The following is a 12,148-nucleotide window of genomic DNA, read 5'->3' on the forward strand; positions in this document are numbered from 1 at the left end:
ATCGAAAAAAAGCCCGCGGCGCTTGCGCGTCGCGGGCCAATGCCGGCTCAAGGGGGTTATCAGAGCCGGACGAGAAGAGCCTCGGCGATCTTGCCGTGCACCCAGCCCACGGCGCGGGCGACGTGCAGCGCGACGAAGAACACCAGCACGCCGACCAGCGCGGCCACCAGAAGGCCCGGGGCGGTGTGCAGGAAGTGCTCGAGATAAGGCGCATTGCTCATCTGGAAATGCGATTCGCCGGTGATGAGCGCATGGAGCGCGCCGCCGACGAAGCCGAGCGGGATGACGAGGCCGAGCAGCGCGATCACGAAATAGCACACGCCGAGCGGCAGCATCAGCAGCATGTAGAACAGCGACGACCAGGTGCGGATGTCGCTGAGGGCTTCCCGCACCTTGGTCCAGATGCCTTCGTCGGCGGCGGGGCCGGCGGGCAGGCGGCGCGGCATGCGCACGCCGAGCAGGGCCTCGACGATGCGGCCCTCGACATGGGCGAGCACGCGGATCGAGGCGACGAACATCAGCGCGAAGGGAATGCCGATGATGAGAATGAAAAGGCCGAAGGACAGCGCGATGCCCGTCACCGCCCAGGTGAAATAGAAGATGCCGGTCGCCAGCGACAGCAGCATGTAGAGCAGGGCGCCATAGGTGCGCGGATCGGACACCACGTTGAAGAAGCCGAAGCGGCGGTCCGCGCCCTGGGATTCGGGCTGCGGGAACGGGGTTGAGATGGTGTGTTCCATGTCTCGATACTCCTCGGCGATCTCCGCCGGCGTGCCATAGGTCCTGATCACGCCGGCAAGGATCTGGGTTTCGGTCAAATCGGGATTTTGCGCGATCTCGCTGTTGAGATGGTCCTCGCAGTCGGCGAGCGCGTCGGCGATCAGGCCGGCCGGCGCGCCCTTGAGCGCGCGCCGGAGCTGGACCAGATACGCGTTGACGGTCTCAGGCGGCGGCGCCGGCATGACCATCGGGGGTCGCTCCAGGGGTTGCGCCGGCCTGCAGGGCATCGTCGACGAATTCGCGCATGTCGCGCCAGGCGAACTGCCATTCGGCGAGGGCTTTGCGGCCGTCGTCGGTGATGTCGTAGTAGCGGCGCGGCGGCCCGAAGGCGCTCGCCTCGACCCGGCTGTGCAGCAGGCCGGTGGCGTTGAGCGAGCGGAGCACGGGATAGATCGCGCCCTGTTTGAAGATGAGACCGCCTTCGCCTTCGGCCTTCACGGCCTTGGCGATTTCGTATCCGTACATTTCACGTCCCGCGCGGGCGAGCACCGCCAGCAGGACGAGCGAGGAAAGCCCGGCCATCAGTTCTTTACGGAATTTGCGCGTGTATTGGGATTCTTCGGTCACAACGCGCCTTGTCCGCCTCCTTGGCTATTGCGAAGTTCTATCTAGCATGAACTTCGCACTATGCAAGAGTGAAGTGTAGTGAGGTTGAAAATAATTCGATCTGGGGCGGAGGGGGCATACAACAGAAGCGTTGTTCTTGTTCTGTACCAGGCAGGCGGTTCGGTGCACAATCGTCAATCGGGAAGAATCACACTAACGTCCAAATCCGATTGGAATGCCATGACGACGCTAGCCCAGTTTGATTTTGCAACCGAGCATGAGTTGGTCGCAGTTGCCATGGCGATTGTTGGCAGTCGCTCGCCTCTTTCCGTGCGGGAACGGGGCCGCGGTAGCCGGTATACGCCCGTCGCAATCGGCGGCCCTGATCGACAGGACCCGTCGGGCCATCAGATCGGGCCACGATCCCCTTGGCGATGGCGTTATGAAATTGCGATCCGCCAATGACCGCCGCGAGCTGGGCGCCGTCTACACGCCGCGCACGATCATTCAATCGATGATCACATGGGCCGGCGCGCAGAGCGAACCCGCGCGAGTCGTCGATCCGGGAGCAGGGACGGGCCGTTTTTGCTGGCTGCCGCCGCGCAATTTCCCAACGCCTTGTTGGTGGGCGTCGAGCTCGATCCCGTCGCTGCTCTGCTGCTTCGAGCAAATATCGTAGCACTTGGCTTGGAGCGGCGAACGACTGTCATCGTGGACGATTATCGCTCGGCTGTCATTCCGGACATCGCAGGACGCACGCTCTTCATCGGCAATCCTCCTTACGTCCGCCATCATAAAATCTCTAAAGGCTGGAAGGATTGGTACGGCAACGCCGCGGCCAAATTTGGCGTGCCGGCAAGCAAGCTTGCGGGCCTGCATTTGCATTTCTATTTGCGCACGCTCCAACTCGCAAAGCATGGCGATATCGGCACATTCATAACGTCGTCAGAATGGCTCGACGTGAACTACGGTCAGACACTTCGCGCCCTTCTGCTGCGCGAGCTTGGCGGATTGGCAATTCATGTTCTCGAGCCCGGCGCAATGCCGTTCGCCGATGCCATGACGACCGGCGCGATCGTATGTTTTCGAGTCGGAGAGCCTTTGCCCTCCATGTGCATTCGCAACGTGCCGGCCATTCAAATGCTCAACGGCCTCTCTAGCGGCACAATCGTGCCGCGCGCGGAATTTGAAAAGGCAAGGCGGTGGTCGGTCATTGTAAAGCCGACGGCCGCACCTCCGCCCGGATACATTGAATTGGGCGAATTGTGCGCCGTGCATCGGGGCCAGGTGACGGGCTCAAATGCGACCTGGATAGCGGGCGAGGTCGCAAAGAATTTCCTTCCTGGCCGGGTCCCTGAAGCCGACGGTCACCAAGGCAAGCGAGATCATCGCTGCCAAAGGCGTTTTGCGTGAGCCTGGTAAGCTCCGTCAGGTCGTGGATTTGCCGAGCAGTCTTGACGAATTCGGCGCAGATGAATTGCAGGGATCGAGAAGTTCCTGCGGTGGGCCAGTTATGGGGGGGCTGCTGACGGCTACATCGCACGGCATCGTCGCTCGTGGTGGTCGGTGAGGCTCTATGATCCTGCACCAATCGTCTGCACCTATATGGGTCGTCGTCCCCCTGAATTTGCGCGCAATCTTTGCGACGCTCGACATATCAACATTGCGCATGGACTTTATCCGCGTCACACACTGTCGAATGACGAGCTCAATGCCCTTGTCGCTTATTTGCGCGCGCCGTCGGCGTTTCCTCCGGCCGAACTTACGCCGGGGGCCTCACGAAATTTGAACCGAAAGAACTTGAGCGTATTCTAATCCCACCCTTGGCGCAGATTCTCTATGAAGGCACCTCCCCGTTGGGATCACACGCGACTTGCCACTGAAGCGGCAGCCGCCAGAAAGATATTCCGACAGGAACGTCTTGAAGAGCCGGCAGCCAAGTGGAGAGCGGCATTTGATCGATACCAGGCCAATTTCGCGATGCTGTTGAACGAGCATGGCGCGATCAATCTGGGGAAAGCTGTCGCCAGCAGAATTGCCGGCATTTTTGGCGCCAAGCTTGGCGACGAATTGCGATACATGGCCGGCCCGCCGATTTCTGCTGACGACCTCGCCGTGTTGGCCGACACCACGCTTGCGACGAGCGTGCTGAGGCGCGATCCTGACGCTGCGAAGCGCGTGGTCGACATCATACTTCAAGCCTTCGATCCCTATCGCTTCCCGTGGCTTGCCCAAGGACGTGAGCCGACCAACGCCGAGCGGATGGCTGCCATCCTTGCGTCGGCGGCAATGCTCACCAGACAGCGCGTTCAGACCGACCGGGCCAATCAAGGAAAAAAATGCGCAGGAAGCTGCGCTCAAGACCTTCCTTGTCGGTATCGGCTTTGCCGAAATTCCGGCGCGGCCGATACCTAACATGATGAATGCGCCGCCACTTGGCACTTTTTGTGCGGAAACGTTGGTAGGTAGCCGAAAGGCAGATGTGCCCGTTCGGCTATTTGACGGCCGCCTCATGCCAATTGAATGCAAGGTGACGAACAGTTCGACCAATAGCGTGAAGCGACTCAACAACGATGCCCAAGTAAAGGCCGCGATCTGGGCGCGGGAGTTCGGAACGAGCAACATCGTGCCGGCGGCGGGTCTTGTCCGGAGTTTTCAAGGTGCACAACCTTGAGCAGGCCCAGGAGGGTGGTCTGACGCTGTTCTGGGCTCACGACCTAAGACCAATGGAGGAATTCATAAATGGGACGCGGTTAGCGCCGTGCGCCTCGATCCCCGCTGGCTATTTGCAAGACCATCCCTCCGCACAAATAATTCGTGCCAGACCTCTTGAAATTCCGGTTGCAATCTCCACATCCCACAACTCACAACAATTGGCGCGGTCGCTAACACGGAGGGCCTTCGTGCACGGTTTCGATGTCGTCGCTCATGAGCTCGACCGGCGCTTTCGCGCCCGGCGCGCGGCCGGGCATCGTCTCGGTCGATTCGATATCCAGCCTGGTTCGCCAATACGTCCAGGCGTTTTGAGCGCGATCCGCGCGAAATCGAACCGCATTTTCGCATCGAAGCTGAAACGCCGCCGCGGCCCGGCAATGAGAACCGTCGCATTCACGGCTATTATTCCCGCGACGCCAAATACCTGCATGACGGCATCCGCGCCTTCGAATGGCTGATGCGGGTTCTGGCCGCCGATCTGGAGGGGCATTCATGAACATCGACGCCTATCTCGCCCGCATCGGGCTCGACCATCGCCCACCGCCGACGCTGGCGGGGCGGACCGAGGTCCATCGCGCCCACATGCTGGCCGTCCCGTACGAGAATCTCGACGTCCAGCTCGGCCGGCCCGTCACCATCGCGCGGCCGGCGATCTACGAGAAGATCGTGAACCGCCGCCGCGGCGGCTGGTGCTACGAGATGAACGGCATTCTCGGCTGGGCGCTCGGCGAACTCGGCTTCCGCGCGACGCGCGCCACCGGCGCGGTGATGCGCGAAGCCGCCGGCGCGGCGGTGGAGGCCAATCACCTGGTGCTCAAGGTCGAACTGGAGGAGGGGACATATCTCGCCGATGTCGGCTTCGGCGACGGGCCGCTCGAACCGATCCGCGTCGTGCCGGGCGACTTCGCCTCGAATGGCTATGTCTTCAACTTGTCGCGCGCCGACGGCGCGTGGTGGCGGATGCGCAGCCACCCGAACGGCGCCGCGCCGAGTTTCGATTTCCACCTCGATCCCGCCGACGAGACGCGCCTCGCCGCCCGCTGCGCCGAGCTTCAGACCGCGCCGGACTCGCACTTCGTGCTGAACCTGTTCTGCTTCGCGCACAGGCCGGGCGGCACGGTACGGCTGCTCCGCGGCCGCGTCCTGCGCACGATCACGCCGGCGGGCTACACCGACCGCGTGCTCGAAAACGCCGACGATCTCGTCGCCACCCTGCGCGAGGATTTCAGGCTAGATGTACCGGAGACCGCGACGCTGTGGCCCAAGATCGTCGCGCGGCACGAGCAGGTCCTGGGGCAGGAGGCCGCCGCGCCATGAACGCGATGCGGCCCGCCGCAAAAGAAAAGACCCGGCGCGAGACTTTCGCACCAGGCCCCTCTCATGCCGGCGTAACGCGTTCAGTCGTGAACGGAGAAGTCCGTCGTTTCGCACAGATTCTGGTTGCGGAACTCGGCGGTGCCGCCGTCGCTGAACACGGCCTTGATGTCGTACGAGCAGGTCGAGCGGCCATCGGTGATGTCGACCGACAGGTCCTCGCCCGGGTCGACCTTCCCGCTCAGGATGTTCTCTTCCCACGAATTCGTCCCGACGTGAGAGACATACAGCTCCGTCAGCTCCGTGCTCGTGTTGTTCTTGACGTTGATCTGCAGGTCTTCCGCGAGAGCCGGCGTTTGCAAAGGCCAGGACGGCAGCGACGACCGCGGTTGCGTAAAACTTCATGAATGCGCTCCTTGTTGATGATCCCACATATGGCGCAGCCCCTGCCACGCGCCTGAGAGTTGCGACACTTTGCGAATGATTTTCGAAAAGGCAATACGAAGTGGGACGGTTCCCGGCGTTCTTTTTTGGAACGTTCGAAGACGATTAACGACAAATGGCTGCGGAACCCGGAACCGTTTGCCGATCCCTGTGGGACCGGATGCGGTGGGCGCTAGGCCGACGTCAGTTGTTCGCGAGGATCATGTTGCGCACGATTGGATAGATCTGCGTTTGCCAGCGCGTGCCGGAGAACACGCCGTAATGGCCGACTCCGGCCTGCACATAGTGCTTCTTGCGGAACGGCTTGATCGACGGCGTGAGGTCGTGCGCCGCCAGCGTCTGGCCGACGGAGCAGATGTCGTCGCGCTCACCCTCCACGGTGAGCAGCGCCGTCTTCCTGATCGCGCCGGGTTCCACGCGCGTGCCGCGATGCTCGAACTTGCCGAGGGGCAGGTGGAACTCCTGGAACACCTTGCGCACGGTCTCGAGATAGAACTCCGCCGGCAGGTCCGCGACCGAGAAATACTCGTCGTAGAATTTGCGGTTGGCTTCGGCCTTCTCGTCGACGTCGCCAGCGCATAATTGCCCTGAAGCGCCGCGTCGGAGGCGTTGACGTTCTGAACGTCGGTGCTGTTGTAAAGCAGCGTATAGGCGTCGCCATTGACGACGAGGCGGCCGCCATTGTCGGCCGGGCCGTAATCGACATCGGCGCCGTTGCCGAACGAGAGCTGCAGCACGGAGAAGCAGCCGCAGCCCACCGGAACCTCGGTCGCGTCGAGTTCGAGCTTGCCCGCGCCCGAAACCGTGATCGGCGCGTTGATGGCGAGCGTGTTGCCGGCGTTCAGGGTCAGCGCCGTGGTGCCGGTGACATCGATCGCATCGGCCACCGTCAGATTGTCGGCGGCGCGCAGATAGAGCCCGTCCGACAGCGTCAGCGGCGTGTCGACGGTGAAGTCGCCGTTCGCGATATAGCCGTAATTCGTCAGGCCGGCGACGAGGTTTGCCGCCGCCGGGTTCGTCGAACCCACGGCCTGCGCGATCAGCGCGGCGTCCTGCGTCTGCAACGCACTGGCGATCACGGCCGAATAGGTCGTCGCTGCCGTCGGCGCGATGAACGTGCCGCCCCAGATGTCGAGGCCGCCGACCGTATCGCTTGCGGAGATCAGGCTCGCAGCATCGGCAGCGCCGGTCGCGGGATTCTGCGTGGTATAAGCAAGGATGGCCGAGCCGCCAGACGAGATCGTGCCCGGTGCTTCGAGGAAGTAGTAGTAGCCATTGGCGCCGGTCGCGACCGAGCCATGGCTGGTCCCGTCGATCAGCAGCGAAACGGTGGCGGAATTGTCCAACGTCTGCGCCAGGGGCGTCAGGCCGCCATCCTGATAGGCGATGCCGGCGACAGCCTGCGGCGCGCCGCCCGCGGCGGGATATTGCCAGAGGAAATACGAATAAAGACCGGTGCCCGATCCCCACACCGCATTGTCGAAGCCCGGCAGAATCTCGCTTTGGAGCTGCGCCGTCGTTCCGCCGAACGCAGTCGTGCCGGAGCCGCCGTCGTGACCGACGGCGCGGGTTTGCCCGCTGGTCTGGGTGTTCCAATAGGCGTTCGCGATCTGGCCGTCGTTCACCCCGACCAATGCGCCCATTCCGAACGGCGCCGGGGCGCCGGACGCCAGCCCGACAAAGCCGGTGGCGTACGCATTCGTGATTTGGTCGATGTTCAGGCCGGTCAGGCCGCCGATCTCGTCGCGGCCGACGACATTGCCCGTCGCATAGACATCGGTCTCGCTGCCATGAACGTTTTCACCGACCAGGCCGCCGACCGCAATGGTGCCGGTCACCGAGCCGGTGGCATAGGACTGCGTCAGGTTGCTGTTGCCCGCGGCGGCTCCGATCAATCCGCCGACGAATTGGGCGCCGGTGACATTGCCGGTGGCAAAGGAATTGGAGACTGCGTCGAAGCTTCCCCCGATCAAACCGCCGATCCCGTCGCCGCCAGAGCCGCTTTGCGGCGCATAGACATCGCCCGTGGCAAACGTGTTGTCGACGGTGACCCCGACATGGGTCTTGCCGATCAACCCGCCGACGTTTTCGCCGTCGACGGCGACGACATTGCCGGTGGCGTGGGAATAGGAGATCGTGCCGGCGTCCGCCTCGCCGATCAGTCCGCCGATCGGCCCCGGCGTGCCGGTCGAGCCGCTGCCCGGAACGATCTCGCCGGTCACGAGGCTCGACGAATAGGAATTCGTGACGTCGCCGACCGAATTGCCGATCAGGCCGCCGACGACGCTGAAGCCGGTGACCGTGCCGGTGGAATAAGCGTTCGTCACAGGTCCGCCGCTCGCCCCGGCCAGCGCACCGACACCGAGGGACGCCGGCGAAGGAGCCGTCGACGATGCCGACATTGCGGAGGGTGCCGATCGAAAACCCGAACAGGCCCACGGGGCCGGCCAGCCTGTTGACCGTCAGCTCCGAGACCGTGAAGCCGAGGCCGTCGAAGATGCCGGTGAAGCCGTTGCCGAAATTCAGGACCGTGCCAGCTCCATCGGTGCCCAGCGGCACGAAGCCCGCGCCCCGCATCCCAGCCGGCCGTCGCGGAGGCGTCGATGTCGTTCGCGAGCACATAGTTGCGCGAGAGATCGGTATTGATCGCCTGAAGCGCGTTGACGTTCTGGATGACCCAGAACAGATCGCTGGCGTCGCTGCCGACATAGACCGGACCCGGCAGGTTGAGCAGATAGGGCGTCGTCTGGTTGCTGGCATTGCCCCAGATCGAAGCGGAAAGACCGGCCGGCAGCGCGCCCGACAACCCGGCTGTCGTCAGGCCGTGCACCGCCAGGTGGTTGAAGTCGTATCCAAAGCCGACCCCCTTTCCGGTGGTCTCGGTGTCCCAATAGGCGTTGGAGACCGTGGTGGCGAAATTTAACCCACCCAGTCCGCCCACATAGATGCCAGCGCCGGTGTCTGTGACCACGCCCGTGGCGAAGGCGTCGCTGATCGAGCCGTTATTGATCCCCACCAGCCCGCCAACGTAGTCGGAGCTGCCCGTGACCGCACCGGTGGCATAGGCCTCGCTGATCGCGCCCGAATTATTTCCCACCAGCCCGCCGACGGTATCGCTGCTGCTTGTGACCGCACCGCTGGCATAGGCTTGGCTGACCGTACCGGCATTGTTGACCCCCACCAGCCCACCGACGCCGGAGCCGCCGTCGACGGTGTCGGCGGCGAAGGCATCGGTGATCGTGCCGCTCTCGCTGTCCCCCACCAGCCCGCCGACAGCGCTGCCGCCGCTGACCGATCCGCCGACCACACCGACATTGCGGATCGTGCCGCTCAGATAGCCGAACAGGCCGGCATAGCCGTTTGAGCCGGTATCGACCGTCAGGTTCGAGATCGTGTTGCCGAAGCCGTCGAAAATGCCGGCGAACCCATGGCCCCCATTGATGGCGAGCCCCGCGCCGTCCGTGCCCAGCGGCGTCCAGTCGGCCGGAGTCGTCGGATCGGTCGCGGCGTCCAGCGCATTCGCCAGCGCATAATTTCCCTGCAGCGTCGTGCTGGACGCATTGATGTCCTGCAACTGCCCCATTGTGAAGAGGAGATGGAAGATGCCTTCGCTGCCGTCGCCGATATAGACCGTCTGCGGGTTGCCGGTCAGCGCGAGAAGATAAGGTGTGGTCCGGTTGTTGACGTTGCCCCAGATCGAAGATGAGAGGCCACCCGGCAGCGCGGCGGTCAACTCCGCCGTGGTGAGGCCGGTTACGGTCTGAGCGTTAGCGTTGAAGTCCGCACCGAGCCCAACCGTCGTTCCGCTGGTCTCGGTGTCCCAATAGCCATTGGAGACCAAGTTGAAGTTGCTGCCTACCAGTCCGCCTATTTCGGGGCCGCCATTATTGCTGACTGCGCCCGTGGCGTAGGCGTCGGTGATCGTGCCGCTATTGCCCCCCGCCAACCCGCCGATATTGAAGGTACCGCCATAGACCGCGCCCGTGGCATAGGCCTCACTGATCGCGCCGCTGTTGATCCCCACCAACCCGCCGACGGAGGCACTGATGCTTGTGACCGCACCGCTGGCATAGGCATCGCTGATCGTGCCGCTATTGGACCCAACCAGGCCCCGACGGTGCCGACGCCGTTGACGGTATCGGTGGCATAGGCATTCGTGATTGTGCCCGCCGTTGCCGCCCGCCAGACCGCCGACGCCACCGCCGCCACTGACCGAGCCGCCGACGACGCCGACATTGCGGATCGTGCCGTGCGAATAACCGAACAGGCCGGCTAAGTTCGAGCCGATGTCGACCGTCAGGTTCGAGACCGTATGTCCGAGGCCCGTCGAAGATGCCGCCGAAGCCATGGCCCGCATTGCTGATGTTTCCGGCGCCGTCGGTGCCCAGCGGTACGAGGCCGGCGCCCGCGTTCCAGCCGGAGGTCACCGAGGCGTCGATATTGTTTACGAGCGCGTAGTCGGCGGACAGCAAAGCGGTCGACGAGTTGATGCCCTGAAAGCCATAGATGTCGGCGATCTGGTAGGGATTGCCGCTCGATCCGTCGCCGCCCGCGACGCGCAGGAATGTGCCGCCGCCGATGGTGAAATTGCTCGCCGTGAAGGCCGGCAACGCGGCCGTGTTCTGGCTCCAGGCGCCGGATTGCAGCACGAAGCTGCCGACATTGACCGCATCGGTGGCGCCGATGGCATTGGCGGCGTTCAGGCTCAGCCCGCCATGGGTCGCGGTGATCGCCGCATCGATGTCAATATTGTTGGCCGCCACGAGGGTCAGCGTGTGGGCACTTGACCAGGTCACCGGGTCGACGACCGTAATGTCGCCGGCGTCGCTGCCCGAGGCGCCAGTGGTGACCGTGACATTGGTGGAAGCCAGGCTGCCTTCGAGATCCGAGACGCTGACGTTCGACGTGGCCGAGGGTGTGTAGCTGTTGGTCGGGCTGCCGCCATCGAACGAGCCGCCCGAGGTCGGATCGTTCGAGATGGTGACGTCGTAGGGATCGAGCGTCCAATTGCCGGTCAGGCCGTGCAGCGCGCTGGTGTCGATCCTGGCGCCGCCGACGTCGAGCACATGGCCCGAGGTTTCGATCGTGCCGCCATTGCCGGATTGCGATCCGCCGCGCGCCGAGACGCTGCCGTGAAAGGCGGTGGTCTGCGCGATGACGGAGACGCTGCCGCCATTGCCGGACCGCGCCGCCGAAGCCTCCAGCCTGGTATCGGCATCGGCGGTCACGGAATTGGTCGACCACCCGCCGACGGAAATTGTGCCGCCGCCGTTGTTGCCGTTCGCCGTGACATGGGCTCCGGTCAAGGCGACGGAGCCGCCATCGACCGTGACGCTGCCGCCGGTTCCATCGGCATTGGTAGCGGAGACGGTGCCGGAGACGGCGGTCGTGCCGCCGGCCGTCAGCCAGACATGGCCGTTGATCGTGCCGGCGCCGGTGGCATTGACGACCCCGCTGTTGCCGGCCAGGGCGTAGACATTCCCGCCGGCGGCGTCGAGCTGGACCTGTGCCGCCTTCACCGCGCCGGAATTGGTGACGTCTCCGCTGCCGCCGGAGACGGCGATGCGCGAGTCGCCATCCACCGGCTGCAGGAGGATCTCGTTACCGGCGGCCAGGGTCGCCCTGCCCGAAGGCGCGGAAATCGTCCCGCTATTGGATACGGAACGGCCGACCAGGATGGCATTGCCGGTCTTGGAGGTGATGACGCCCGCGTTCACTACGTCGCCATTCGACGTGCCGCTCGCGGTCATCGGTCCGCCCTGCAGGAAGGCACCGTTCGAGACATCGCGGGTGGAGGCGACGAAGCTTCCGTTCGTCACGATCTTGCTGCCCGGCCCGATGACGATGCCTTGCGGATTGATCAAATAGACCGAGCCCGTAGCGCTCAGATTTCCCTCGATCTGCGAGAGATTGCCGCCGGTCACGCGATTGAGCGTGGCGCCCGACCCGTTGTTGAACTGAACAAGGTTACCGCTGCCGATCGAGAAGCTGTGCCAGTCGATGATGCCGTGCGTGGAAGACTGATTGATCGTCACCGAACCCGGTGCGTTCGCTATCGTACCTTTGCCCGCCGTGAATTGGCCGTTGGTCGGAAGAGCGCCGCCGGCAAGCGCCGATGTGCTCGCCAGCAATATGCTGGCGCCAAGCAACGCAGACGGGCGCGCGGCACGCGAAGCGCCCGCCACTAGAGCCGCCGCATACACGCGGCAGGCGTTTACGAGCCCCACGTCAACCCCACTATGCGCCCCTGCGGCAGGCGCAACCCATTCTGCCGTTATAACTAGCCCACTCGGTCCCGATACCGATGTGCGCCTTGCACGCCTCCAAAGCAGGCGCGGGACGTGGAACC

General features: G+C 63.9%; 9 protein-coding genes and 1 pseudogene. 3 read left to right on the top strand and 7 right to left on the bottom strand.

Features of this window, described 5'->3' with window-relative positions:
- Positions 1 to 59: 59 nt before the first annotated feature.
- Together WDM86_07230 and WDM86_07235 are read right to left on the bottom strand one after the other, a co-directional pair.
- Entirely contained in the window at positions 60 to 968 is a 909-nt protein-coding gene (locus tag WDM86_07230; protein ID MEI9989817.1) for a sensor domain-containing protein, read from the bottom strand.
- Positions 943 to 1,347, bottom strand: coding sequence for a PadR family transcriptional regulator (locus tag WDM86_07235; GenBank protein ID MEI9989818.1), 405 nt, complete (start codon positions 1,345 to 1,347; stop codon positions 943 to 945). The genes WDM86_07230 and WDM86_07235 overlap by 26 nt, the downstream gene beginning before the upstream one ends.
- Before the next feature lie 564 nt (positions 1,348 to 1,911).
- On the opposite strand from WDM86_07235, the gene WDM86_07240 reads away from it, so the two are divergent.
- Entirely contained in the window at positions 1,912 to 2,739 is an 828-nt protein-coding gene (locus WDM86_07240; GenBank protein ID MEI9989819.1) for a hypothetical protein, read from the top strand.
- A 426-nt stretch (positions 2,740 to 3,165) separates the two neighbouring features.
- Positions 3,166 to 3,741, top strand: a complete 576-nt coding sequence (locus WDM86_07245; GenBank protein ID MEI9989820.1) for a XamI family restriction endonuclease — start codon at positions 3,166 to 3,168, stop codon at positions 3,739 to 3,741.
- 511 nt (positions 3,742 to 4,252) lie between these two features.
- Here WDM86_07245 and WDM86_07250 read toward each other — a convergent pair.
- Positions 4,253 to 4,531, bottom strand: a complete 279-nt coding sequence (locus tag WDM86_07250; protein MEI9989821.1) for a hypothetical protein — start codon at positions 4,529 to 4,531, stop codon at positions 4,253 to 4,255.
- Between the two features lie 2 nt (positions 4,532 to 4,533).
- Here WDM86_07250 and WDM86_07255 point away from each other — a divergent pair, with 2 nt between their 5' ends.
- Complete coding sequence (locus WDM86_07255) at positions 4,534 to 5,358, top strand: arylamine N-acetyltransferase (GenBank protein MEI9989822.1); 825 nt, start codon at positions 4,534 to 4,536, stop codon at positions 5,356 to 5,358.
- A gap of 80 nt (positions 5,359 to 5,438) precedes the next feature.
- Here WDM86_07255 and WDM86_07260 read toward each other — a convergent pair whose 3' ends face one another.
- The 4 genes and pseudogenes from WDM86_07260 to WDM86_07275 all read right to left on the bottom strand — a co-directional run bounded on the left by WDM86_07260 (position 5,439) and on the right by WDM86_07275 (position 12,026).
- A complete protein-coding gene (locus WDM86_07260; protein ID MEI9989823.1) occupies positions 5,439 to 5,717 on the bottom strand; it encodes a hypothetical protein in 279 nt (92 codons plus the stop codon).
- Between the two features lie 282 nt (positions 5,718 to 5,999).
- Entirely contained in the window at positions 6,000 to 8,126 is a 2,127-nt protein-coding gene (locus WDM86_07265; protein ID MEI9989824.1) for a GLUG motif-containing protein, read from the bottom strand.
- Positions 8,123 to 10,147: a hypothetical protein gene (locus WDM86_07270; protein ID MEI9989825.1), complete on the bottom strand. Its 2,025-nt coding sequence runs from the start codon at positions 10,145 to 10,147 to the stop codon at positions 8,123 to 8,125. Before WDM86_07270 ends, WDM86_07265 begins: the two co-directional genes overlap by 4 nt.
- Positions 10,148 to 11,201: 1,054 nt before the next feature.
- Positions 11,202 to 12,026: pseudogene (locus WDM86_07275) on the bottom strand (filamentous hemagglutinin N-terminal domain-containing protein).
- Positions 12,027 to 12,148: the final 122 nt, after the last annotated feature.

Source organism: Rhizomicrobium sp. (assembly GCA_037200045.1).
Taxonomy (GTDB): domain Bacteria; phylum Pseudomonadota; class Alphaproteobacteria; order Micropepsales; family Micropepsaceae; genus Rhizomicrobium.